This is a genomic window from Trichocoleus sp. FACHB-46 (assembly GCF_014695385.1).
Lineage (GTDB): Bacteria > Cyanobacteriota > Cyanobacteriia > FACHB-46 > FACHB-46 > Trichocoleus.
In genome coordinates, this window is record NZ_JACJOD010000030.1 from 16,266 (window position 1) to 40,131 (window position 23,866).

General features: G+C 48.4%; 22 protein-coding genes. 12 read left to right on the forward strand and 10 right to left on the reverse strand.

The genetic code is table 11. From position 1 onward, the window contains the following. Positions 1–167 precede the first annotated feature (167 nt). Together purD and nblS are read left to right on the forward strand one after the other, a co-directional pair. A complete protein-coding gene (gene purD, locus H6F72_RS16635) occupies positions 168–1,478 on the forward strand; it encodes a phosphoribosylamine--glycine ligase (protein ID WP_370527512.1) in 1,311 nt (436 codons plus the stop codon). Between the two features lie 170 nt (positions 1,479–1,648). Next, positions 1,649–3,652 carry a two-component system sensor histidine kinase NblS gene (nblS, locus tag H6F72_RS16640; protein WP_370527513.1) on the forward strand — a complete coding sequence of 668 codons (2,004 nt, stop codon included), beginning with the start codon at positions 1,649–1,651 and terminating at the stop codon, positions 3,650–3,652. A 63-nt stretch (positions 3,653–3,715) separates the two neighbouring features. On the opposite strand, the gene H6F72_RS16645 is transcribed toward nblS, so the two are convergent. Together H6F72_RS16645 and H6F72_RS16650 are read right to left on the reverse strand one after the other, a co-directional pair. Next, positions 3,716–4,081 (reverse strand): zinc ribbon domain-containing protein, encoded by a 366-nt coding sequence (locus H6F72_RS16645; RefSeq protein WP_190437900.1) that lies wholly within the window; start codon positions 4,079–4,081, stop codon positions 3,716–3,718. Positions 4,082–4,163: 82 nt separating this feature from the next. After that, on the reverse strand, positions 4,164–4,472 hold the full coding sequence (locus H6F72_RS16650; RefSeq protein ID WP_190437902.1) for a TIGR03792 family protein: 309 nt from the start codon (positions 4,470–4,472) through the stop codon (positions 4,164–4,166). 284 nt (positions 4,473–4,756) lie between these two features. Between H6F72_RS16650 and H6F72_RS16655 the strand changes: the two genes are divergently transcribed. Together H6F72_RS16655 and H6F72_RS16660 are read left to right on the forward strand one after the other, a co-directional pair. Continuing rightward, positions 4,757–5,080: a phasin family protein gene (locus H6F72_RS16655; protein WP_190437905.1), complete on the forward strand. Its 324-nt coding sequence runs from the start codon at positions 4,757–4,759 to the stop codon at positions 5,078–5,080. Between the two features lie 119 nt (positions 5,081–5,199). Beyond that, complete coding sequence (locus tag H6F72_RS16660; RefSeq protein ID WP_190437907.1) at positions 5,200–5,763, forward strand: FKBP-type peptidyl-prolyl cis-trans isomerase; 564 nt, start codon at positions 5,200–5,202, stop codon at positions 5,761–5,763. A 124-nt stretch (positions 5,764–5,887) separates the two neighbouring features. Here H6F72_RS16660 and H6F72_RS16665 read toward each other — a convergent pair whose 3' ends face one another. Then, positions 5,888–7,069: a glycosyltransferase family 4 protein gene (locus H6F72_RS16665; protein WP_199299136.1), complete on the reverse strand. Its 1,182-nt coding sequence runs from the start codon at positions 7,067–7,069 to the stop codon at positions 5,888–5,890. Positions 7,070–7,109: 40 nt separating this feature from the next. Next, positions 7,110–7,316, reverse strand: coding sequence for a hypothetical protein (locus H6F72_RS16670; RefSeq protein WP_190437911.1), 207 nt, complete (start codon positions 7,314–7,316; stop codon positions 7,110–7,112). A gap of 261 nt (positions 7,317–7,577) precedes the next feature. Between H6F72_RS16670 and gloB the strand changes: the two genes are divergently transcribed. From gloB to dnaB, 3 genes are all read left to right on the forward strand, one after another. Next, entirely contained in the window at positions 7,578–8,351 is a 774-nt protein-coding gene (gloB, locus tag H6F72_RS16675) for a hydroxyacylglutathione hydrolase (RefSeq protein ID WP_190437914.1), read from the forward strand. A gap of 180 nt (positions 8,352–8,531) precedes the next feature. Next, positions 8,532–8,990, forward strand: coding sequence for a 50S ribosomal protein L9 (rplI, locus tag H6F72_RS16680; protein WP_190437916.1), 459 nt, complete (start codon positions 8,532–8,534; stop codon positions 8,988–8,990). A gap of 177 nt (positions 8,991–9,167) precedes the next feature. After that, positions 9,168–10,523 (forward strand): replicative DNA helicase, encoded by a 1,356-nt coding sequence (gene dnaB / locus H6F72_RS16685; protein ID WP_190437918.1) that lies wholly within the window; start codon positions 9,168–9,170, stop codon positions 10,521–10,523. Positions 10,524–10,543: 20 nt separating this feature from the next. Here the strand turns inward: dnaB and H6F72_RS16690 are convergent, their stop codons facing one another. The 4 genes from H6F72_RS16690 to H6F72_RS31170 form a co-directional block, all read right to left on the reverse strand. Then, positions 10,544–11,536 carry a pentapeptide repeat-containing protein gene (locus H6F72_RS16690; RefSeq protein WP_190437920.1) on the reverse strand — a complete coding sequence of 331 codons (993 nt, stop codon included), beginning with the start codon at positions 11,534–11,536 and terminating at the stop codon, positions 10,544–10,546. 56 nt (positions 11,537–11,592) lie between these two features. Then, entirely contained in the window at positions 11,593–13,305 is a 1,713-nt protein-coding gene (locus H6F72_RS16695; RefSeq protein WP_190437921.1) for a hypothetical protein, read from the reverse strand. A 432-nt stretch (positions 13,306–13,737) separates the two neighbouring features. After that, positions 13,738–13,989 carry an amidohydrolase family protein gene (locus tag H6F72_RS31165; protein ID WP_370527528.1) on the reverse strand — a complete coding sequence of 84 codons (252 nt, stop codon included), beginning with the start codon at positions 13,987–13,989 and terminating at the stop codon, positions 13,738–13,740. After that, positions 13,989–14,393 carry an amidohydrolase family protein gene (locus H6F72_RS31170; RefSeq protein ID WP_370527514.1) on the reverse strand — a complete coding sequence of 135 codons (405 nt, stop codon included), beginning with the start codon at positions 14,391–14,393 and terminating at the stop codon, positions 13,989–13,991. Before H6F72_RS31170 ends, H6F72_RS31165 begins: the two co-directional genes overlap by 1 nt. Before the next feature lie 385 nt (positions 14,394–14,778). Between H6F72_RS31170 and lepB the strand changes: the two genes are divergently transcribed. Continuing rightward, positions 14,779–15,381, forward strand: coding sequence for a signal peptidase I (lepB, locus tag H6F72_RS16705; RefSeq protein WP_190437923.1), 603 nt, complete (start codon positions 14,779–14,781; stop codon positions 15,379–15,381). A 4-nt stretch (positions 15,382–15,385) separates the two neighbouring features. Here the strand turns inward: lepB and H6F72_RS16710 are convergent, their stop codons facing one another. Then, a complete protein-coding gene (locus H6F72_RS16710; RefSeq protein WP_190437926.1) occupies positions 15,386–16,651 on the reverse strand; it encodes a dihydroorotase in 1,266 nt (421 codons plus the stop codon). A 13-nt stretch (positions 16,652–16,664) separates the two neighbouring features. Then, positions 16,665–18,002: a histidine phosphatase family protein gene (locus H6F72_RS16715; RefSeq protein ID WP_348252039.1), complete on the reverse strand. Its 1,338-nt coding sequence runs from the start codon at positions 18,000–18,002 to the stop codon at positions 16,665–16,667. Between the two features lie 375 nt (positions 18,003–18,377). Here H6F72_RS16715 and H6F72_RS16720 point away from each other — a divergent pair, with 375 nt between their 5' ends. The 4 genes from H6F72_RS16720 (at position 18,378) to H6F72_RS16735 (ending at position 23,794) form a co-directional block, all read left to right on the forward strand. After that, the gene (locus tag H6F72_RS16720) at positions 18,378–19,994 is read left to right on the forward strand and encodes a CPBP family intramembrane glutamic endopeptidase (RefSeq protein WP_190437929.1); all 1,617 of its coding nucleotides are present in this window, start codon (positions 18,378–18,380) and stop codon (positions 19,992–19,994) included. A 152-nt stretch (positions 19,995–20,146) separates the two neighbouring features. After that, positions 20,147–22,624, forward strand: coding sequence for a cation-translocating P-type ATPase (locus H6F72_RS16725; RefSeq protein ID WP_190437932.1), 2,478 nt, complete (start codon positions 20,147–20,149; stop codon positions 22,622–22,624). Positions 22,625–22,818: 194 nt separating this feature from the next. After that, positions 22,819–23,259, forward strand: coding sequence for an FHA domain-containing protein (locus tag H6F72_RS16730; RefSeq protein ID WP_190437935.1), 441 nt, complete (start codon positions 22,819–22,821; stop codon positions 23,257–23,259). A 94-nt stretch (positions 23,260–23,353) separates the two neighbouring features. Further along, on the forward strand, positions 23,354–23,794 hold the full coding sequence (locus H6F72_RS16735) for an FHA domain-containing protein (RefSeq protein WP_190437938.1): 441 nt from the start codon (positions 23,354–23,356) through the stop codon (positions 23,792–23,794). The last annotated feature ends 72 nt before the right edge of the window (positions 23,795–23,866 follow it).

Sequence of the window (23,866 nt, forward strand, 5' to 3'; positions counted from 1 at the left end):
AAAGAGTTGAAATCCTTGACAGCATAATTGCTGAGGACTACGACTAAAAGACCTGGATAGACAATCCACGAATGCAGATATAGTTACCACCCGTAAAGGTAGTTGTCAGCGCTCTAGGACGGGTGCTTGACTTAAACACTGAGAATTTTGGTTGCACACATACAAGCGTGGCGAGTGAGGATAGCGTGAAGATTTTGATTGTTGGCAATGGGGGGCGTGAGCATGCCTTAGCCTGGAAGCTCTTGCAATCTGACCGAGTGAAGCAGATTGTTTGTGTTCCCGGAAATGGTGGCACTGCGACCTTAAATCGTTGCCAAAATCTGCCCTTGCAAGTAGAAGACTTTGCGGGGATGGCTCGCTTTGCGCTAGTTCATAATATTTCTCTGGTGGTGGTAGGTCCTGAACTGCCCTTATCTCTAGGAATTACAGATTACCTACGACAACAAAATATAAAGGTATTTGGGCCGACTCAGGCAGGAGCCCAAATTGAATCGAGTAAAGCTTGGGCCAAAGATTTGATGGCCGAGGCAGGCATTCCAACCGCGCAGGCGGCTGTATTTACGGAAGCAGAACCTGCCCAGGCCTATGTGGCGGCTCAAGGTGCCCCGATTGTAGTCAAGGCAGATGGTTTGGCAGCAGGGAAAGGAGTCACGGTAGCCATGACTGTCGAGGAGGCTCAAGCTGCGATCGCCGCAGCCTTTGATGGTCAGTTTGGCGCGGCGGGTCATCGCGTCGTGATTGAAGAATTTATGACAGGGCAAGAAGTCTCTGTGTTGGCCTTAACCGATGGCTTGACGATTCGGCCCCTGCTCCCAGCGCAAGACCACAAGCGCATTGGCGATGGTGACACTGGAGCGAATACCGGAGGCATGGGAGCCTACGCCCCAGCGCCAATTATGACCCCAGAATTGATGCGCCGAGTTCAGCAAGAAGTTTTGGAGCCTGCGATCGCCACTCTGCGGCAACGCGGCATTGACTACCGAGGTGTGCTGTATGCAGGGCTGATGATTACCCCTGAGGGCGAACCTAAAGTGGTGGAATTTAATTGCCGCTTTGGTGATCCAGAAACTCAAACAATTCTGCCACTGCTAGAAACTCCCCTGGAAGATCTGCTGATGGCTTGTGCTCAGCAACGCCTGCGAGAGATGCCCCCGATCGTCTGGAAGTCTGGTGCTTCGGCCTGTGTCGTGATGGCGGCGGGGGGTTATCCGGGTACCTATCAAAAAGGCCAAGTGATTACTGGAATGGATGATGCCGAGAGCATCGGAGCCGTGGTCTTCCATGCAGGTACCCAACTCAAGCACCAAAAAATCTTGAGTGATGGGGGTCGGGTCTTGGGTGTGACGGCGATTGGGGACACCTTTGATCAAGCGATCGCGAATGCCTACGAAGCGGTAGAGCGAATTCAATTTGAAGGAGCTTACTACCGTCGCGATATCGGGTATCGGGTCCGCACAGCTAGCTCTTCACTGAGCTGATAATTTCCTTAATTTCAGTCTGAGAAATCTGGCTAGAGGGCAGAGCTACCTTGAGAAACAGATCTCCTCAAGGAACATGTATAAAATATAGGTACTTGAGCGCTTCTATTAGAACTGTAGCTGTGAAGACAGGAAGTTCTGGGAAGCCTTAAGGAGTGCTACTGTCCTCGTTGCGTAGATTAACCTTGCTAGCGCTTTGTAAAACGATTAGAGAAGTCTTGGCTCGCTGGTGGTCTGAGTTCACGCTCCAGACCAAACTGATGGCGGCGGCTACCTTGGTGGTGTCACTGATTATGAGTGGCCTCACCTTCTGGGCAGTAAATACCATTCAGCAAGATGCCCGGTTGAATGATACTCGCTTTGGTCGGGATTTAGGGCTATTACTGGCAGCCAACGTTGCGCCTCTAATTGCGGACGATAACCGGACAGAGCTGGCTCGCTTTACTCATCGCTTCTACAGCAGCACTTCTAGCATTCGCTACATGCTCTACGCCGACGAGGATGGCAATATCTTCTTTGGCATTCCCTTTTCTGAATCGGAAGTGCAGAATTCGCTGACCATTCGGCGACGCATTCAGTTACCCGATAACTATGCTGAACATTCGGAACTCCCCATGGTGCGGCAACACCTCACCCCTGACGGGGAAGTCACCGATGTCTTTGTGCCGCTGTTGCATGAAGGCAAATATCTGGGAGTTCTAGCGATCGGCATTAACCCTAACCCGACTGTAGTGGTTTCTTCCAATCTGACTCGCGACGTGACGATCGCGGTCTTTGTCTCGATTTGGGTCATGGTGATTTTGGGAGCGGTGTTTAATGCCCTCACCATTACAAAACCCATTAAAGAATTGCTGGTGGGTGTCAAAAATATTGCAGCTGGCAACTTTAGGCAGCGAATTGATTTGCCTCTAGGCGGGGAGCTGGGTGAATTAATTCTCAGCTTCAACGACATGGCAGAGCGCTTAGAGCGCTATGAAGAACAGAATATTGAGGAGCTGACAGCCGAAAAAGCGAAACTGGAAACCCTAGTTTCAACCATTGCCGATGGCGCGGTTCTGCTCGATTCCAGTATGCATGTCGTCCTAGTGAACCCTACAGCTCGGCGCATTTTTGGTTGGGACGGCAAAAATTTGATTGGGGCTAATGTGCTGCACCATTTACCAGCGTCGGTGCAAGTCGAGTTAAATCGGCCTTTGTATCAGTTGACGGCAGGCGATCGCGAAGGAGCAGAATTCCGCATTACCCTACTAGAGCCAACTAGCCGTACCGTTCGGATTTTGCTTACGACTGTCTTTGATCAGTATCGTGAGACTGTCAAGGGGGTAGCGATCACGGTTCAAGATATTACCCGTGAAGTGGAGTTGAATGAAGCTAAGAGCCAGTTCATCAGCAACGTTTCTCACGAATTGAGAACCCCCCTATTTAACATCAAATCGTTTATTGAAACCTTGCATGAGTACGGAGAAGAACTCACCGAGGAAGAACGCTGCGAGTTCTTAGAAACGGCTAATCGGGAAACCGATCGCCTGACTCGTTTAGTCAACGATGTCTTGGATTTATCGCGTCTAGAATCTTGTAAACGCTATCACTTCGAGGCCGTAGATGTCAGTCAACCCATTGAGCAGACGCTACGAACTTATCAGCTCAATGCTAGAGACAAAGGCATCGAACTCAGCCACGAAATTGAACCAGACTTGCCAGCAGTTGTGGGTAACTACGATTTACTACTGCAAGTGTTTGCCAATCTAGTCGGTAATGCCCTGAAGTTTACTGAATCCGGTGGCAAAGTCGCGATTCGAGCTTATGTGCTTCAGTCGCAGTTCCGGTTAAAATCAGTCGCCCTACAAAACCAACCTCGGACTGTTCGGATTGAAATATCTGATACGGGAATTGGCATTGATCAAGAAGATCAAGAGGCAATTTTCGACCGTTTCTTCCGGGTTGAAAACCGAGTTCACACTCTAGAAGGGACAGGTTTAGGGCTGTCGATTGTGCGAAATATTATTGAAAAACACTACAGCGCCGTACATTTGGTGAGTGAAGTCGGTGTGGGAACGACCTTCTGGTTTGACTTAGCTGTTTTTCAAGAAGCAGCCTCGTTACTTGGAAGCTTACCGGCGGTGGACCACACGACTGATGCGAATGTGGCATCTGTACCTGCGACTCTACCTTAAACTCCGTCTTGGGGCTACGATAAGCGTGCTGTCCGTAGAAACGTGAAGTCAATCTTGAATCACCTACAACGACAGGAGCAAGCTAATCACCACTAAACCAATGAGTGCTAACCAGCCAGCATTGCGCTTGATCCAAGTTTTGAGCTGACTGAGGCCAGAGGTTTGATTGGTGTAGCTTTTACTTGCGCTCAGATTTGCATAGCTTTGGGCGCGATCTTGATAGAGTGTGCACTCTTTCGCGTAAGGTCGTTGAGGAAAATTGCAAGTGTCATCGTCGTGATAAGTGCAAGTGTCACATAAATAAGTAGCTTCATCAGCTCGATATAACGGAATCCCAGGATGTCCGTGAGCTTTCAACGCCAGGTGACATTGAGGACAGGTGATAGCTTGTGAACTAACGGTTTGATGACAGCGGGGGCATTCAGGCATTGGAGCAGAGAAGGTTCGGGTCTTCTTCGTATGCTAGCCTAAGCCCTACAGCGCCTTGAGGGAATTCGAAGGAGATCGTCTCTTATGACTGCGGAAATTTCCGCACCTGATACTCCCCCGCTTCAATGATGGGGTAGCTGCCAGCTAGTTGTTGGGCGAATTGCTGCTCTATGGCTGCTAAGCGATCGCTAGGCACAGATTTCCAAGCCTCTCTACTAGCCCAGCGGATCACCAAAATAACTTCTGTAGAGTTATCCGGATTGATCCAAACTTCCTTGCCTAAAAACCCAGGATACTCAGAGAGAAACGCAGTCCAAATTTCGGCATCTTTTTGGATGTACTGCTCTCGCATTTCAGGAGCAACCTTGATTTTGAGCCACTCGATCACCATAAACAACCCAGTCTAATGTTTCCTGTAGAGTAATTTAATCCATCTAAGTCGTCGTTGATGGCCACAAAGTAACGAGTGAGTCTAACAAACTCAAATCCCACAACCTACACCTAAAGACGGCAAGTGGTTTTTTGTTGGCCAAAGCAGGTTAGGAACGCTTTAGATTTGACAGAATAAAGCTGTAGGCTGGGTTCAGTCCGGTTTGAAGAATAACACTAAAACTTCATTAATTACACAAAAGCCTACATTTACAACTGTTGCAATCGCACAATCTGAGAAATCGCATGGACAACAATAATTTCATTAAGCAGCTACTGATGATTGGAGTGGGTACAACCTCTCTAGTAGCAGAAAAACTAAGGGAGGTCAGCGATGAGTGGGTGAGAACAGGACAACTCAATCCTGAACAAGCCAAGAGGTTTGCAGATGACTTGATGACTCATCTCAAGTCTGAGCAAGGCAATTTAGACGCTCAGATGCAGCGACAGCTTCGTAACGTTTTGCAGGATCTGGGTGTGCCCAAGCAATCTGAAATGGATGAGCTACGGGGGCGGCTTGATCGCTTGGAGCGGCAAGTGCGGGATTTAGAAAATAAGTCGTGGCGCTAAAACGGGCGATCGCAGTATTCAACTCAGAGCTTAAACTGAAAAGCATACGCTAACCTGAAACAGCACTGGATGCTGGCTGTAAAGTTAGTTGTATTTTCGATGCTAGGAGGAATTGAATTTTGCGAGAGATTTTAATTAGCTTGGGACTGATGCTAGCTTGCTGTGTACTGCTAGTCGTCACGCAGATTAGTGGTCGCAGTTCCGCGATCGCTGGGGAGTTGCAAAACACTCAACCCCAACCAGCAGTATCACAAACAGTGAGCAGCAGCTTAATTGCGCAGAACCCCCTATCTAACAACGCAGAGAAGTCCGAAAATACTGAGGTGGTAATGGATAGTAATGATGTCGTCACAACTCCTTCAGGGTTGCAGTACACCGAAATAGAAGCAGGAACTGGAGCAACTCCTCAGACTGGACAAACTGTCGTAGTGCACTACACAGGCACTTTAGAAGACGGCACAAAATTTGATAGCTCTCGCGATCGCGGTCAACCCTTCCGCTTCAAAATTGGAGTTGGTCAAGTAATCAAGGGTTGGGATGAAGGCGTAGGCACCATGAAGGTCGGTGGCCGTCGCAAACTCGTGATTCCCGCTGAACTAGGTTATGGTGCTCGTGGTGCTGGCGGCGTGATTCCTCCTAATGCCACCTTGATTTTTGATGTTGAGCTGCTGAAAATCAGCTAATTCTTGGCAAGTTTTTTCATTTGAGCTGACCTCTTCCCAAATCTCCCTCAAGCTGAAAAGCGTGTCGAGCCTAGGGGAGGGGTCGGGGGTTAGGTTTTAGGTTTCGAGGAACTGTCGGCCTCCATCACTTCAGCTGTCCAAGCAATTTCTCTAGAGTAGATGCCATTGCATCGGTGCTGTAGTGTTCTACGCATTTTTGCCGCGCCTTCAAACCTAATTGGCAAGCTGACTCCCAGTCCTGAAAGATGGCTCGAAGTTGCTCAGCAATTTGTTCTGGAGAATTAGGCTCAACTAGGTATCCGACTCCAGCCAAAATAGTCGGAATATCACCAACCTTGGTAGACAAAATTGGCTTTGCCATTGCCATACCGTCGGTTAGCTTGAGTGGGAATTGCGCCTTTGCCGTTGGTGTATCCCGCTGTGGCACCACTACTACATGAGCTGCCGCAACAATTTCAGGCATTTGCTCAACTGGGTATCTCGGCAATTGAATAATCCATTGTCCCCAGCGCTCAACCAGTTGGCGATCGTAGTCGTCTGGTCTACGGCCACCCACCATCACGAGTCTTAAATCTGGCTCGTTCAACATCTCTAAAGCCAGCAGAACATCTTCTAAACCTTTGTGAGGACGGGGTGTTCCAGGAAACATCAGGACTCTATATCCCGCAAGACCATAGCGCTCCCGGCTCGTCTCAGGGTCATATTTTTTGGGATTAAATAAAGCGGTGTCTTTCCCATTGGGTAGGTAGATGCCGCCAAACCGATTTTGGAGAAACTGAGTGTCTACAGTAATGGCATTCGCCCGACTGACCAGATTCTCGCTCCATTTCAAATACAAGGGGTGTTCTGGCTGTCTTAATGCCCCTTCCGGTTTCAACACATCCCTCGCTAACTGTTTCACCGTAGGACGGTAGGCCCATTTGTCGCCGCCGTACCAGCTTAGCTCCCAGTCATCAATATCTAAGACGACTGGACGCTTAGAAAATAATTGCTTCAATAAAGCCATACCAAAGCTGGTGGGCCTGGGCTTGACGGCGTAAATAATATCCCCATTCACCTGATCAAGCAGTTGCTTGGCTGGACTCAGTAGCCTTGGATAATTACAGCCAGGAAATGCCTGAACTGGGAGGCCAATGGGTGGATTGGGGTAGATGGATGGACCGAAGAGAAACCCAACAACTTCTACGTCATAATCAAGTTTTTGTAGAACTTGGCTCAACAAATAAGCCCTTGTCACTCCACCCCCTGATAAGTCGGGTGTAATGACAGAAATTTTCTGGCGATTTTTAGCGGGTTGGGGGCTCAAGAGTGTAGAAGGATGGAATACAGTGATGCTACCAGAAGATTTAGTCGGCTAGTTTGAGGCGACCCGTTTGCAGATAGTCAAAAATTAAGTTGATCTGCCGTCGGTCTTCAGAAGAAAGCTTAGAGTCGGAAAGAATTATAGAAGTTAATTGCAAATGCTCTCGGCGGCTCAGCTGTCCAGCTTGAATAATTTGCTCTGTAATTATTTTTATGCTTAGGCTTGATTTACTTTGCGCTGTCCACACCATGAGTATGACTTGTCCTGATACGTCTGATAACGTTTGGCTGAGGCAGTCCTCATAAAGCTATTGTCATAGCTTTATCTCAGCGGTTTGGCAAAGCTGCAATGAGCACACAATGAAGACTTAGTGAATTTGTGTAAATCTCTCTCATTAAGGTGTGAGTTGATTGCCACCCATCGCTAAGTAGTCAAATTCCTTGAGTCGCTTGAGGGGCACTTAAGCCTAAAGTGTCGTTCAATTCTGGGAAACCAATGAGAAAATGGACTGATGCAAGTTTATCGACTCCCAGCCCTCTCCGATAATTACATTTTTGTCCTGCATGCTCCTGCCCAGGGGATAGCAGCAGTGGTAGATCCAGCAGAGGCGCAGCCAGTCTTAAAGTTTCTGGCTCAGCTTGGTGCAGAATTAGTAGCGATTTTTAATACTCACCATCACGGGGATCATGTGGGTGGAAACGCAGAACTGCTGCGCAAATTCCCCACCTTAACTGTGTATGGAGGGGAGGGCGATCGCGGACGCATTCCAGGACAACAGAAGTTTCTGCAAGGAGGCGATCGCGTTCCATTTGGAGACCAAGAAGCAGAAGTGTTGTTTGTGCCAGGGCATACCCGCGCCCACATCGCCTATTACTTTCCACCTACTAACCCCGAGGACGCAGGAGAGCTATTTTGTGGGGATACACTTTTTGCAGGCGGTTGTGGTCGCTTGTTTGAGGGGACTCCGACGCAAATGGTGCAATCTTTAAGCAAGTTGCGAGCTTTGCCAGACAACACCAGGGTTTGGTGCGCCCATGAATATACCCTAAAGAATTTACAGTTTGCCTTAAGCGTGGAGAGCGCTAACTTAGATTTGCAAACCCGCTTAGCTGAGGTCGAAGCAATGCGTCAGCGTTCGGAAGCGACTGTACCCTCAAATTTGGGTTTGGAAAAACGCACAAATCCTTTCCTGCGCTGGGATGTGCCCCGTATTCAACAAGCCGTCAAGATGGCTGAGCAAGTGGAAACTTTTGCGCGTTTACGGCAACTTAAGGAGCAGTTTTAGAGAATAGTGGCACCTGTACTAAGTGACTGGGCAAAACGAAATGTGAGGGGATACTAGGAGTTGACAGAAATTAGATGGTCACTAAACTTGCGATCGCTCCTCACATTTCGATACGATAAAGTGTTCTGACGACAGCGACAACACCTCCCAAGGTACGCACAGTTAATCACAGGAAAGATCATGGCGAAACGTGTTCAGTTAGTTTTAAATCGGGATGTTAGCAAGCTAGGGAGAACAGGTGATCTGGTAGAAGTTGCTCCCGGCTACGCCCGCAATTACTTGATTCCTCAAGGCTTTGCTGTTAAGACCAACCCTGGCATTCTTAAGCAAGTAGAGCGTCGTAAAGAGAAAGAGCGTGTGCTATTGCTGGAACAAAAGCAGCAAGCTGAAACGCAAAAAGCAGTTCTAGAGAAGGCAACTCGTCTCACCATTCAGAAGCAGGTGGGTGAAGGCGATGCCATCTTCGGTACGGTTACAGCTCGTGAAGTCGTAGAAGCAATTCAGGCAGCGACAGGTGAAGATGTCGATCGCCGCGAAATTTCTCTACCCGACATTAATAAAGTTGGAACTTACAGAGCAGAAATCAAACTGCATCCTGATGTGAGCGCTGTAGTAGAGATTGAAGTCGTTGCTAGCTAATTCTGGTTAGCTAATTCTTGCCGCTTGGCGTCGGTAGAATTCTGATATACATAACAGGCTAGTGTGTGAGGCCCCATAGAGGCTGCAACTGACCAGTTTTGTTCTTCAGTGTAGGACGGGTGAGTCAGCTACTCATCCGTCTCATTTGATCCAAACCTTTTTACAGTTGTCCCTGTTATGGTTCACGACTTAAGTTTCCAACCGCTGAGCGATCGCCTGCCCCCGCAAAACATTGATGCGGAAGAAGCCATCTTGGGCGGTATCTTGCTCGACCCAGAAGCCATCAATCGAGTGATTGATATTCTGCGGCCTGAGGCGTTTTACATTAGTGCGCATCAAGAAATCTATCGAACAGCGGTCACGCTCCATAGCCAAGGTAAGCCGACCGATCTCATGAGCCTCACAAGCTGGCTGCAAGATCACAGCCTGCTAGAAAAAGTGGGTGGGCAAAGCCGACTCGCTCAACTAGTAGATCGCACGATCAGCGCCGTCAACATTGATCAGTATGCTTCGCTGGTCATGGATAAGTTTTTGCGCCGCAAGTTGATTCAAGTTGGCACAGAGATCGCGCAACTCGGTTATGAAACTAATAGCGAACTAGTCAAGATCCTCGATCAATCTGAGCAAAAAGTTTTCAGCATTACTCAAGACCGCCCGCAACAAGGTCTAGTCCCCACTTCCGATATTCTCACAGACACTTTCTCCGACATTGAAAGCCGCTCTTTAGGCATGGTGATGCCAGGGATCGCTTGTGGTTTTTACGACCTGGATGCCATGACCCAAGGTTTCCAGCGATCGGATTTGGTGATTGTGGCGGGTCGTCCGTCAATGGGGAAAACCAGCTTCGTCTTAAATATTGCTCGAAACATTTCCGCGTTTCACAAGCTACCCGTAGCAGTTTTTAGTTTGGAGATGTCCAAGGAGCAGTTGGTTTACCGCTTACTTTCCAGTGAGTCTCGCATTGAGAGCGGGCGTTTACGCTCTGGGCGGATCAGCCAGACTGAATGGGAACCTTTGGGGCACGCCATCAGCACATTGTCACAGCTAAATGTTTACATCGATGATACGCCGGACATCAGTGTGACCGAGATGCGCTCCAAGTCCCGTCGCTTGCAGGCAGAGAATGGAAAACCCTTGGGACTTATCTTGATCGATTACTTGCAGTTAATGGAGGGTAGCGGCTCAGACAACCGAGTTCAAGAGTTGTCGAAAGTAACTCGCGGACTGAAAGGTTTAGCACGGGAACTCGGTGTTCCAGTGATTGCCTTATCGCAGTTAAGCCGAGGTGTGGAATCTCGGACTAACAAGCGACCCATGATGTCTGACCTGAGGGAGTCGGGATCGATCGAGCAGGACGCGGATTTGATTATGATGATTTACCGCGACGAGTACTATAACCCAGATACACCCGATCGCGGAATTGCTGAGGTGATTATTACCAAGCATCGTAATGGTCCGGTGGGAACGGTAAAACTGCTATTTGAGCCGCAGTTCACCTGTTTTCGTAACTTGGCTTCTCCTAACCGCCCGTAAGGACAACTATTCTAGTTAAGTTAGCTATTAACTTTGCCGTCAGGCATTTTAGCTCCCTTGAGGTTGGCATTCATTAAATTGGTGCTACTGAGCTCGGCTCGGACCAAGTTGGCATCAGTCAGATTGGCGTAACTCAAATCGGCTCTCGCTAAATAGGCATCAATCAAGTTAGCGTCAGTCAAGTTAGCATGGCGAAGGTTGGTACGGCTTAGGTCGGCTCGACTCAACTTCGCAGCAGTGAGATTAGCTTGCTCTAATTTAGCCTTGCTCAGCTTGGTATCAGGCAAGATGGCGTTGTGTAAATTCGCGCCTGTTAGATCAACGTCGCATAATGTAGCTCGCTCCAGTTTGGCGTTGACCAAGTTTGCTCCGACTAGAATGGCACCGCTGAGTTGAGCTTCTGTGAGAAAAGCGCCACTAAGAATAGCACCTGTGAGATCTGCTTCACTCAGATCAACGTCTCTTAACATAGCCTCGCTCAAGTTTGCGCCGCGCAGGTTCACTCTTGCTAGGTCAGCACCTGTTAAATTAACACCTCTCAGATCGGTTTTAGCTAAGTTTGCGCCTCTCAGATTAGCAACATATTGACGGTTCTCTTGGCGAAAATTAGCTCCTCGTAAACAGGCACCTGTGAGATTCGCACCGCTTAAGTTGGCATTGCGTAGATCCGCGTCGATTAGATTGGCATCGAGTAAATTAGCCAAAGTAATGTCAGCACTGCGTAGATCCGCAGCTTGCAAGCTAGCACCATGCAGATCAGTATCATGAAGGTTGGCGCGGTGTAGATCTGCTTGATTGAGGTTAGTTCCACTCAGCTTTGTACCTATTAAGTTGGCTTGACTTAAATTAGCTCGACTGAGGTAGGCAAAAATGAATGATGCACCCTGCAAATCACTTTTAGAGAGGTTGATTCCAATTAAATCAGCTCCGTTTAAGTTAATGCCGCTCAAACTCAAGGCGTTAAAGTCAAGCTCACCAGCAGCATATCGCCCAATTAATTCATCTGCGTTCATAGAAGTTACTTGTAATTATTTATGACCAAAGCCTCATCCTAATCAGCAATTTTATTTCAGCTTTGAGCTGATATTTTAGGAGCTAATGTAGACGATAGTTCGCAGGTTTGATCTAAGTCATCTAGCGATCGCGCTTCATCCTTAAAAACGGGTTTCGCAGTAGAGCCAAACTGGCAAGTCTGCTCGGTCTCCACCTCGATATCAACATGGCCAGAAGTTAAGAGGGTTTCTTCAAAATTGAACTTAATCCTGGTTTGCTCAGGGGAGAAATGCTCTGAGTAAATTGGTGATGATATAGACTCAGCTGAACTAAGTTTCGGCTGGCGTTGTATGAGTGAATAAAAGGGTTTAACGCACTGAATGATGGCTCCCGCTGCCTGATTGTACTCATAGGGATCTTCTAAACAGCTGGCAATGATTTCTAGCCGAGATTCAAGGGTGGACAGGGTTTCACACTGTTCAAATAGTTGTTGTAGTAAATAATCAAATTCACAAGCTTTGAGAGCTGACCAATCAGAAGCGCTAAAAGAGAACTTATGCTGAAGTACTGAAAAGAGCAAAATTTTGGCTCGAAGAGGATTGGTATATTTCATGATTTCGAGCCGTAGTTCAAAAGGAGCATACGCACTTTTCGCTAGCTCTGTCTCTATTCCTGGCGATCGCGCTACCTGAGAAGCTGAATGTTGATCTATCGGTTGGGTGAAACTAGCTTCAGCTTGATTATTTGAAGGCAGAGCTACTGGGGCTGAATTAATGGATTGGCAGTAGAGGGCTTCAAGAGACTGAGTGATTGTATCGGCAATTAAAAAGTAGTCTGCTTTCCGGTTTAAGGTACTAACAACACTGCTTAAAAGTAGTTTTAGGTCAGTGAGGTTGCCAGCGATCGCATGTAGCTCGGCAATTAAAACTTCTAGGGGTATTGCTTGTAGCTTGCTTGGATCATTCTCCCAATAATTCCTACAGACGCAAAGAATTAGCTTTTTGATCCGAATCTTCTCTGGTTGAGCTTCTAGATGGGAGGAAACTTGTGTGTAACAAGTTGACTCTTTGGAATAAGCTTCTTGAGCAAATTGAGGCTCAACTACCAAATTCGTCTGCTCAGTTTGAATAACTATTTGTGTATCGCCGTTGTCACTCATTAACTGAGTTGAAGCTGGCTTCTCAGCGTATAAGGTACTGAAACAATTAATAATGCTACCCACAACCAGAGAATATTCGGTTTGGCGATTAAGGGTTCTTACAATACTGTTAAGTACTAGCTCTAGGCTCTCTAGAGTTGGTGCTAGCTCCAAAGACTCTTCGACTAACTCTTGCCAGTGGTATTGCTGGAGCTGATCTAAGTTATTCTCCCAAATATTTTTGCAAATATAAGTGAGGATTTTTTTGATTCTAATTGAGTTTTTGTCTTGAGCAAGCCTACCAGCGACTCTAAGTGCCTCTTGTTGCTTTGAGGTAATATTTGACTCTAATGAAATCTCAGAATAAAGACTTTTGATTTTTTGGAAAATAAGATTGGCAATTAAACTGTACTCCGCTGGTTTGCTCAAACCTTGAGCGACCCTGGTTAGATGAGAGTTGAGAGCGCTGGAAGTGGGATGAAGGCTAAGTAATTCTTGAATAAGATTTTTTAGAGAATGAGAGTTGATAATATCTAAATTGTTTTCCCAAAAATTTTTGCAAATATAAAAAATTAGCTTTTTAATCCGAATTGAGTTTGGATGCTGTTCTAGGTCATGGGCGATCGAATGTAGCAGCTCTGTATTTGCCATGATTTTTGTTTGGAAAAATGCACCTAAGCGAGCCAAGACAGCTCAAAGGAGAACTTAATGGAATTCTTTACCTTAAGCATGCCCAGTTACTTAGATGAACTTGGTACGTCACTAATAGGAGTTTATCTGGAATTAACCCCAGCTTTAGCGGTTGCAGTTTGACTACACCATCTCTTTAAAGTTTCCAGGGTTGTGCAAACCGCAACTGCTGAATTTGTGGCTCCCTGTCCGGATTAGACTGTTAGTGAATTCCTCAAGTTTCGCTGAAGGTCAATGCTTGACCCCGGACCTCTGTGTTCAGCTTCCCGGGGTCATAAACCACTTGGCCTCCCACAATAGTCGTTACAGGCTAGCCTGTTAACTCCCAACCTTCAAAGGGACTCCAGCGACACTTGGTTTGGAGGGTTTCACGCCTGACTGAAGCATAGTTTTCTAGGTCAAAAGTACGAGGTCAGCATCGTAACCTGGAGCGATCGCGCCTTTTTTCGGAATGCCATAAGCCTTGGCAACGGCTGTGGACATCCAATGAGCTACTTGGGCCACGGTACAGCGTCCCGCTTTAGCTTGAGTCAACATCAGAGGCAGCGAGGTTTCAACACCTGGCATGCCTGAAGGTGTGTTGGGGTAGGTTTGGGCTTTTTCTTCTAAGGTGTGTGGGGCGTGGTCAGTGGCAATAAAGTCAATTACGTCATCGAGTAAGGCTTGCCATAACGCCTCATTGTCATGAGGCGATCGCCTGTGGCAAAGATGGACTCTAGGGCTGACTCTTGATCTACCAACAAAGGGCCATGCATTGAGCCCATGAAAATCTTGATGCCACAAGCTGGTTGCGCCTCTAGTAAATCCGTGAGGTTGTCACCCGTTGCCCCGATAAAAAAGCCGTAATTCACCAAACACTTTTCCGCCGCTCGGCGCAGTTTATCGTCTAGCGCGGCTTGGTTAGTGGTTAGTGGGCGGGTGTTGGGCATTTCCAGGAAAGAAGTAACGCCTCCCTGGGCACAGGCACAACTGGCGGTAAATAAATCTTCCTTGTGCTCCAAACCTGGTTCGCGGAAGTGAACCTGCGGGTCAATCACTCCTGGCAACAAAGTGAGTCCTTGAGCGTCTATTATTTCCTGGCTGACTGCGCTATCGATCGTATCGGAGAGGTCGGGTGCAACCTGAATAATAGTCCCTCGATTTGTACATCTCCTACCATGAGTTCACCACTGGGTAGGAGCACTTGGGCCTGGCGAATGAGTAGATGAGAGGCAGAATGCATGGCGCTAACCGTTTGTGAGATAAGCAACTGGCTAAGATAACGTAAATTGATGCGTGTCTAAATATCGATTTTTATGTCAGAGTTTTACAAGCTCCCCATCGTTACATGGCAGTATCAAACCCATTTGTTGGATTGAATTGATAGGCTGGTAGTCTGAGTAACGCTTATAACTCTGAATTGATACCGCTCTTTTCCTTGGTAAGTAAACACCTATGACTCGTGTGCAGAATCAAGCGTCTGACGAAAATACCCAACCACAAGTTGAAAATCCTTGGTTAGAGGGACTCAAAACCATTGGGCTGAGTGTCATTTTAGCTTTGGGAATTCGCACTTTCGTCGCTGAAGCGCGCTATATCCCATCCGGGTCAATGCTGCCAACGCTACAAATCAACGATCGCTTGATTGTAGATAAATTAAGCTACCACTTCCATAGCTTAGAGCGAGGCGATATTGTCGTGTTCTCTCCAACTCAAACCTTAAAAGACCAAGGCTTTAAGGATGCATTCATCAAACGGGTGATTGGTCTACCGGGTGAGAAGGTAGAAGTCAAGGGAGGGCGAGTCTATATCAATGACCAACCGTTGAGAGAAGAGTACATTGACGAGAAACCCAGCTACCAGTGGGGGCCTGTGCAGGTAGCTTCTGACTCTTATTTAGTGCTGGGCGACAACCGCAATAACAGCTACGACAGTCACTACTGGGGGTTTGTCCCTCGCGATCGCATCATTGGTCGAGCTGTGGTGCGTTTCTGGCCTCCCAATCGAGTTGGAGAGTTAGGCCAAGAGCCAGCTTATGAACTTAAGTCTGCTCAGTAATTCTTTAAGAACTAGGACACCAGGTTTGCACAATCTGACCAAGCAGCTCTTGACCCAACCAAGGTGTGTTAATAGATAAAGACTTAAGAGACTGCCCGCTCACCACCCAAGGCTGGCTGGGGTCAAACAAAGCCAGTTCAGCAGGTTGGCCAGGTGCGACTGTGGCGACAGGCTGTTGCAAACATTTGGCTGGATTGCTGCTGAGTACGCGCCAAAGCTCTAGCGCTGTCCATTCACCACTCATGACAAAGCGTTGCCATAACAGAGGGAGTGCTAACTCTAATCCGATCGCGCCTGGAGGAGCCTCGGCAAAAGCCACTGTTTTTTCTTCATAGGTGTAAGGAGTGTGATCGATCGCGATCGCATCTAACACGCCTTGCCTGATGCCATCAATTAAAGCGGCTTGATCCGTTAGGTTGCCTAATGGAGGCTCCAGCCGTAAGTTGGGGTCGTAGGTTTGAATCGCCTGACTATTGAGCAACAAATGCATCCAGGTGGTGCTAGCCGTAATGGGCAGACCCCGTTCCTTAGCCACTTGAATCAATTCCACGCTACGGGCAGTCGAGACTCGCATGATATGCACAGGCGTACCGATCGCTGCAACGAGTTCGAAGAGAGCCGCGATCGCAGTGGTTTCGGCAATCGCAGGACTTCCAGGCAAGCCAAAGCGAATCGATTCTGGTCCCTCTCGCATCACCCCATTCCCTGTTAGCTTGGGGTCGCAAGGCCAAAGCGCCACAGGTTTTTGCAATGGCTGGAGATATTCCAAAAGTCGCCGCAGGAGTCCATAACTGGATAAAGCTCGGCCATCGGCAAAACCCACAACGCCTGCTGCTCCTAGCTCGGCTAGCTCGGTCATTTGTTGTCCTTGCACTCCTAGCGTCAAAGCGCCCCATGCCCGAACTTGGACTGGAAGCTGAAATTGCCGTTTGTCTTGTAACCAAGCGAGTCCAGCGGGATTGTCTAGAGCGGGGGTCGTGTCAGGCAGGATATTTAGGCGCGTGAATCCACCTGCGATCGCGGCCTGCTGTAAAGAACGTAGGGTTTCCCTGTCCTCAAATCCGGGTTCGCCAGAGTGGCTATACAAATCGACTAACCCTGGCCCTAAGATCAAGCCTCGACCATCTCGTACCTGACTATCGGTGGGCCACTCAGAGATAGAGTCTGCGATCGCCTCAATCTTGCCATCGACAATCAAGACATCGGCCACGCGATCGGTCATCGCCGCAGGATCTAAGACCCGGACTTGTTGGAGCAGTTCATTAGTCATGATGCCTTCGTACTTACAAAGCTCCTGCTGCCGTTTTGTCTAAAACTCCACCTGCTAGGTGAGACGTAATATTCATTGCTTGCAAGACAGGGTGCCCTGCTGGGCCTTTGGGGTAGTCAATCACACTCACCGCACCATTCCCTTGCTTGAAGTTCCAGAAATTTTCTGGCCCTAAACCTGCCACATGACACAAAATGGCTTTGTTGATGGCATCGTGAGCCACCACCAATACGGTCTGGGGGGTGGGAGATGCAGCCGCTGTTTCGACAATGGCGTTCCAAGCTGCGATCGCCCGATCCCATACCTGTTGCAAGTTCTCACCCTCAGGCATTTGCACGGCTTCGGGGGTGGCTTGCCAGCGTTGCAACTCACCAGGAAACTCTGCCTCAATCTCTGACTCTAGCTTGCCTTCCCACAAACCATGACTGATTTCTTGCAAGGTATCGTCGAGCTTTAAATCAATGTTGGGGTGGTATTGCAGAATAATTTCTGCTGTTTCTTTGGGCCGCTGCATTGAGCTACTTACTGCCGCATCAATGCTAATGGAGCGCAAAAACTCAGCTGCTTGTCGAGCTTGTTCGCGCCCATTGTCATTGAGTGGGACATCAATTTGACCTTGGAAGCGCTTCTGCCGATTCCATTCTGTTTCTCCGTGCCGCACCAGTAAGAGGCGGGGCCCCTTTTGACCAGAGCGACGCTTTGGCAACGGTTCGCCAAAGTGAGCGGTCAAGTTCAGAGACTCTACCTGCACAGGCGCGTCTAAGCCACCTGCAAAATTCAAGACAGTGATGCCGCAGTTAGATTGCTGCAAAGATTGGTAGCGATCGCAATCTAGACCAATGGCAGTGCTGATCAAAGCTCGATTAATGCCGCTATGAGCGACAACCAGAATGGTTTGGTCCCCATGCCGAGGTAAAACTTCTTGCCAAAACTGTCGAGCTTGTTCGTAAAGCGCTGGGACTGGAAAGAAATCAACTGTGCCGTTCGGTCCAGGGATTTCCATCCGTAGTTTATGCGGTTGGTCTCGCCACAACTGGATATCCTCGGGGAATTTAGCTTCGACCTCATCAAACAATATGCCTTCCCAGAGCACCAGATTGATTTCTTTGAGGTTGTCGGTTAGCTGGATTTCGGGAGGATAATGAGTAGCCGTCGGAAAGCAGGAAAGCGCTAGCTGAGCTGTTTCTTTCGCTCGTTTCAGCGGACTGCTATACACCGCATCGAAGGTGAGGCCACTCAAAGCTGCCCCAACTTTTTGAGCCGCAGCACGACCTGCTTCAGTTAAGGTTGATTGGTCACAGTGACCCTGAACACGGCGCTCAACGTTATAGCTACTCTCGCCGTGGCGCACAAGAATGACACGAGTACTCAGGGCTTTATCCTCCAATCAAATCAGGGCAGGGGTGTCAGAAATAGAGCGAACGATCGCCAATAATGCAGAGTCTTTATTAAAGACCCATACAAAAGAGACCAGAAGAATTTTACCCCGTCGAGGAGACGCGCTGGATCACGAAAGATACGGTCTATGCTGCTGTTTGTACTAGCCGCGATCGCCTATCTCTCCTGAGAAGCTGATGGCTCTAACTGCTGATAGGCCACGGAGCAGGACTAGCAATGAGATAATGCCTTTGAGGCTGATTAACATTGCACTCACATTGATCGAGCTGAACGGGTTCATCACTCCAAATTGGGGGTGAAATCACTGCACTTGCTGCTGGGGAAGGGAATGAAACTGAAGCAATTGATTTTAGGGGTTCTGACGATTATTGCGATCGCTTTTATTGGTTTATCTTTAGCCCAAAGCTGGAGTCAGCCTCAAGTTCAGAGCCGTCTAGAACTCTATCAAACCAATCTGTTGCTGCACGCTTCCGAGTGGCAAGGCGATGCCAATAGCGATGTAGATCTCAAAGACGCACGGGATAAATTGATTGGCGATGAACCCGTCAAAGCCGCTTTGAAACAGTACCAAGAAGCTCGGCAATCGGTGGCAGGCACTTTAGCTAAATTGGAAACGCGATCGCAGCCTACATTAGAAGATCGCCCATTAGCTCGCACCTTAAAGCCTGAAACGCAGCCTAAAGTTGCTCCAGCCACAGAAACACCCGCTCCCAAAACTCAAGCCCAACAAAGCCAAGAACCCATTCTTCAGATGACTCGCCTCATTCATGAGCTGGACTTGCGGTTAGGGGTTTTACAGGCCCAACAAGAACAAACCGATGCGGCTTTGGCAACTTGGAACCAGTTGATTGACACGACTCAACCTAGTAGCCAATTCAGCAGTCTGGGTAAGACAGCAACGGCTTTAGTAGGTTTGTGGAGTACTCCTTCCAGCCTTCTACCCGATGCTGAACTGCAAATCAAACAAGAATTAGATGGCTGGTTTCGCTACCAAGCTCTGACGCGATTGTACAAATTGCAACAACGCCAAACGAGTCTCAGTGAATTGCAAACTACCGAACAAGACCTGGCTCAGCAAGCCGCTTTGAAGTTGCTACTCATTGCTGGGATTCCAGTGTTTGGCTTTTTGATTGGCATTGGCATTTTGGTCTATTTAGTTGTGCAATGGCTCGTGAAAGGTAAGCAAGCCTTGTTAGTGCAAAATGGAGCCTTGAGTTGGCCGACTCTTTGGAATGGCGAAACTATTTGGCAAGTTTTAGTCCTCTTTTTCGTAGGGCAATTTTTTGTCGGTCAAATTGCCTTGCCCTTGGGGCTGCAACTTTTAGGCATCAACCCTGCTAGCTTTGATAGCCGGACGCAAGCCATTTATATTCTGGCTGTGTATGCCTTGCTTGTAACTGTCGGGCTTCTGGTTCTCTACAGCTCTTTGAAGCCATTCCTACCCTTGCCTGATGAAGAGTATGAAGACTGGTTCCGCATCAAGGGCGGAGGCAACTGGTTTTGGTGGGGACTGGGCGGTTATTTCATGGCTCTACCTCTAGTAATTTTGGTGTCGTTGATCAACCAACAGTTTTGGCAAGGACAGGGAGGTAGCAATCCCATTTTGCCGATTGTGTTAGAGGGCCGAGATAATGTGGCCTTGGTAATCTTTTTCCTGACCGCCTCGGTCGCGGCTCCTTTGTTTGAAGAAGTGATGTTCCGGGGCTTCCTGCTGCCATCCTTGACCCGCTACGTGCCTGTCTGGGGAGCGATTACTATCAGTGCTTTTCTATTTGCCCTGGCTCACCTGAGCCTGTCAGAAATATTACCGCTGATGGTTTTGGGGATGGTGTTGGGGTTTGTCTACACGCGATCGCGCAATCTCCTTGCTCCCATGCTGATGCACAGCCTTTGGAATAGCGGCACTTTGCTGAGTCTCTTTATTCTGGGCAGTGGCTCAACTTAGGCTGCAGCATGCGGCTGAGCAATTAAAATTTCAAATTTGGGCTTGAGAGCAAAAAACTTAGCGGCTTTACGGCAATTTTTGGAGTCTTCGCCTACCCTCAAAGAAGAGATACCCATTTAGGTATCCCGTGATGGCGGTAGATCGAAAAGCTTATGCAACTGACTCCAGACCAAATTGTTGCAACTCCAAACTCCTCAGAAATTGTAACTTTAGAAGTTGCGGGGATGAAGTGTGCAGGCTGCGTCCGAACGGTAGAACAGCAACTCAGCCAACACCCTGGAGTAATTTCTGCCTCTGTCAACTTAGTAACTGAAGTCGCAACAGTTGAGTGTGCAGCAGGCATTGCTGATCCTGCTATTTTGGCTCAAGCCGTGACCGAAGCAGGCTTCCCGACACAACCGAGATTTGTAGCCGCAGAGAATGATGCTACTCCTGGGGTTGGTTCTACCTCGACAAGCTTTAGAGAACGACATCAACTCGAAATTCAACAACAAACCCGCCGAACTGCGATCGCAGGTTTACTCCTACTGCTGTCTGGGTTAGGCCACGTTGGACAGTGGGGCTGGTTAACCCTTCCCATCCTCAGCAATATTTGGTTCCATTGGGGACTGGCAACAATAGCACTGGTAGGGCCAGGGCGGTTCATTTTGGTCGAAGGCTGGCGAGGGCTACGACGCAACGCCCCCAACATGAATACGCTCGTTGGTTTGGGCACCTTCACTGCTTACACCGCTAGTTGTATTGCTCTGTTCTTTCCCAGCTTGGGCTGGGAGTGTTTCTTTGATGAACCCGTGATGTTAGTGGGGTTTATCTTGTTAGGCCGTACGCTGGAGCAGCGAGCTAGAGGCCGAGCCGTTGCCGCTTTTGAGGCTTTGATCGCGCTTCAACCGCGCGTTGCTCGCCTGATCCCCCAACCCACCATTGATCCGGGCAATCAAACTGCGATCGCCTCACAGACCTGTGTAGAGATTCCGGCGGAGCGAGTGCGGGTAGGGGAGTGGCTGCAAGTGCTACCGGGAGAAAAGATGCCTGTGGACGGCAAATTGGTGGCTGGGCAAACCACAGTCGATGAGTCGATGCTGACCGGAGAAGCTTTACCCGTGCTCAAACAGCCTGGGGAGCTGGTCGCAGCAGGCACCCTGAATCAATCAGGGGCGATCGCCATCCAAGCCACCCGCACAGGCAAGGACACGACGCTGGCTCAAATCATTGCTCTGGTAGAAACGGCTCAAACTCGCAAAGCCCCGATCCAGCATTTAGCTGACACTGTGGCTGGGTACTTTACCTACACAGTTATGGCGATCGCAACTGTCACCTTTGTCTTTTGGTACGGAATTGGCACTCACGTTTGGCCTGAAGTGCTAAGCCACCACATCGCGATCGCGTCCCTCACGACTCATGCTCATCTGATGCAGCAGAGCCACTTAGCAGACTTGCCGACGCAGACCTCACCGTTGTTGTTAAGCCTCAAATTAGCGATCGCCGTGTTGGTCGTTGCCTGTCCTTGTGCTTTAGGTTTGGCAACTCCAACCGCGATCTTGGTGGGTTCTAGCTTGGGCGCTGAGCAGGGTCTGTTAATTCGAGGCGGAGATGTTTTGGAGCAAGTCCATCACCTCGACACCATCGTGTTTGATAAAACTGGGACTCTGACTGCGGGTCAGCCGACTGTTACTGATTGCTTACCTCTAGTTACTGCTAACGCCAATCTTGAACCGCTCTCTCCTCAAGATTTATTACAGTTCGCTGCCACTGTGGAAAGTGGAGCCCGTCATCCCTTAGCTGCCGCAATCTTGCAACAAGCCCAAACTCAGAAGTTAGATCTTTTACCCGCTAAAGATTTCTACACGGAGCCAGGACGGGGAATTTCGGCCTTAGTCAGCGATCGCTTAGTGGTGTTGGGTAATGCCGATTGGCTGAGCCACCAAGGGATTGTGGTGAGTGACGTTGCTCAGGCTCAAGCAGAAGTATTAGCACAAGCTGGCAAAACTGTGGTCTATGTTGCGATCGCAGACACACTAGTTGGCTTAATTGCTGCTGTTGATCCTCTGCGGCCTGATGCCCATGCCACTGTCAAACAGCTACAACAAATGGGCTTGCGGGTTCACCTCTTAAGTGGCGATCGCCACGAGGTTGCGGCTCTGATTGCTAAATCTGTGGGCATTGCTGCGGAAAACGTACAGTCTGGAATTCAGCCTGCGGAAAAAGCTGCCGCGATCGCTCAATTACAAAAACTGGGTCATCAAGTTGCGATGGTAGGCGATGGTATCAATGATGCTCCAGCGCTGGCCCAAGCCAATATCGGTATTTCTTTGTACTCTGGTACAGATGTGGCTGTCGAGACCGCCGAAATTGTGCTGATGCGCGATCGCCTGATGGACGTTGTAAAATCAATTCGACTGAGTCGCGCCACTTTTAAAAAAATTCGTCAGAACTTGTTCTGGGCTTTTGCTTACAACATCCTAGGGATTCCTCTCGCTGCGGGTACTTTCCTAGTGGCAACAGGGTTTGTTCTGAGCCCAGCGGCGGCGGGAGCAATGATGGCTTTTAGTTCTGTCAGTGTGGTGACAAATTCACTTTTACTTCGTTACACCCAGTCTCCCCTTAAGAATGAAACGGGTGGCAAAGCTTAATTGAATTCTGATATTACAAGCGATTGTTAAAAACCTGAAATGTTTGTTTAAGAGCCATCAACCTCTATCTATTGATTCAAATGGGTAAACTAATTAAGACATGGCTACTATGAGTAATTTTTAGGCACAAACCTCTCAAACTTTCGTCAGGCTCTGCATTATAAGTTTTTTCCAGTTATTTGAAATTCAGCGTTATGGCTTCAGAACCTAAGCAAAATCATCTTTTGATTATTGAAGACGATAAGGGGCAAAGACACTTCACCCTTGATGGCTCGGTATACACGATTGGCAGAGATGTTAAATGTGACATCTGTCTTGCTTCACTATTTGTATCTCGACGGCACGCCACCTTAGTAAAGCTGCCAAAGGAAAACGGTAGCTACTTTTATCGAATTCAGGATGGCAGTCTCAAAGGCAAGCCTAGCGTGAATGGGTTGTTGGTCAATGGCCATAAGTTACAGGGACACGACCTGCAAAACAAAGACGTAGTGGTGTTTGGTCCTTCGGTTCGGATCATTTACTTTGTTTTGGAAGAAGATGCACTAGCCAACTTAGATCCTGACGATCTAGAGATCCCGGAATTTGATGTAACGCTGATTGATCCTCGGATGGTAGGTGTTGCTTCGGAAGATTGACGGCTAACTCCAAACCCTGCCACTTTGAATGGACCTGGCGTCATTTGCCAGTTATAACTGAAATAAGTTCGTCCACTGCACCCACAACTTGGCGATGGCATCAGAACCGATCCAAAATCACTTATTAATCATTGAAGACGGCAAAGGTCGGCGCAAGTTTGTTCTTGGTAAATCTCTTTATTCAATTGGTCGAGATGTCGGGTGTGATATCCGTCTCTCTTCCTTATTTGTAGGCCGTCATCATGCGAACTTGATTCAAAAATCCCATGAGGATGGAAGCTGTTACTATCGAATCGTAGATGGTGATCTTGACGGTAAGCCTAGTGTGAATGGATTGCTGATCAACGGCCACAAGCTTCAAGGCCATGACCTAAAAAACGAAGATGTGGTTGTTTTTGGCCCTTGCGTCCGTGTAATCTACTTCATCCTAGAAGACGGCACGATCAACAGTTTTGATCCCGATACTTGGGACATCCCTGAATTTGATATCACTTTAATTGATCCCAAAATGGTGGGTGTTGCTCCTGAAGATTGAGAGGCGATCGCTGCTGTAGCTCGCATAAATTGGCAGCAGTGACTCGTTATAGTTGCAGCATGCTTAAAGACC

Excerpts from the sequence above, each read along its gene's own strand:
- H6F72_RS16710 (WP_190437926.1), bottom strand. The coding sequence starts at position 16,651 with ATGACTAATGAACTGCTCCAACAAGTCCGGGTCTTAGATCCTGCGGCG.
- H6F72_RS16670 (WP_190437911.1), bottom strand. The coding sequence starts at position 7,316 with ATGGTGTGGACAGCGCAAAGTAAATCAAGCCTAAGCATAAAAATAATT.
- dnaB (WP_190437918.1), top strand. The coding sequence starts at position 9,168 with ATGGTTCACGACTTAAGTTTCCAACCGCTGAGCGATCGCCTGCCCCCG.
- H6F72_RS16720 (WP_190437929.1), top strand. The coding sequence starts at position 18,378 with ATGAAACTGAAGCAATTGATTTTAGGGGTTCTGACGATTATTGCGATC.
- H6F72_RS16695 (WP_190437921.1), bottom strand. The coding sequence starts at position 13,305 with ATGGCAAATACAGAGCTGCTACATTCGATCGCCCATGACCTAGAACAG.
- gloB (WP_190437914.1), top strand. The coding sequence starts at position 7,578 with ATGCAAGTTTATCGACTCCCAGCCCTCTCCGATAATTACATTTTTGTC.
- H6F72_RS16730 (WP_190437935.1), top strand. The coding sequence starts at position 22,819 with ATGGCTTCAGAACCTAAGCAAAATCATCTTTTGATTATTGAAGACGAT.
- H6F72_RS16645 (WP_190437900.1), bottom strand. The coding sequence starts at position 4,081 with ATGCCTGAATGCCCCCGCTGTCATCAAACCGTTAGTTCACAAGCTATC.
- H6F72_RS16735 (WP_190437938.1), top strand. The coding sequence starts at position 23,354 with ATGGCATCAGAACCGATCCAAAATCACTTATTAATCATTGAAGACGGC.
- rplI (WP_190437916.1), top strand. The coding sequence starts at position 8,532 with ATGGCGAAACGTGTTCAGTTAGTTTTAAATCGGGATGTTAGCAAGCTA.
- lepB (WP_190437923.1), top strand. The coding sequence starts at position 14,779 with ATGACTCGTGTGCAGAATCAAGCGTCTGACGAAAATACCCAACCACAA.
- H6F72_RS16655 (WP_190437905.1), top strand. The coding sequence starts at position 4,757 with ATGGACAACAATAATTTCATTAAGCAGCTACTGATGATTGGAGTGGGT.
- H6F72_RS16725 (WP_190437932.1), top strand. The coding sequence starts at position 20,147 with ATGCAACTGACTCCAGACCAAATTGTTGCAACTCCAAACTCCTCAGAA.
- H6F72_RS16690 (WP_190437920.1), bottom strand. The coding sequence starts at position 11,536 with ATGAACGCAGATGAATTAATTGGGCGATATGCTGCTGGTGAGCTTGAC.
- H6F72_RS16650 (WP_190437902.1), bottom strand. The coding sequence starts at position 4,472 with ATGGTGATCGAGTGGCTCAAAATCAAGGTTGCTCCTGAAATGCGAGAG.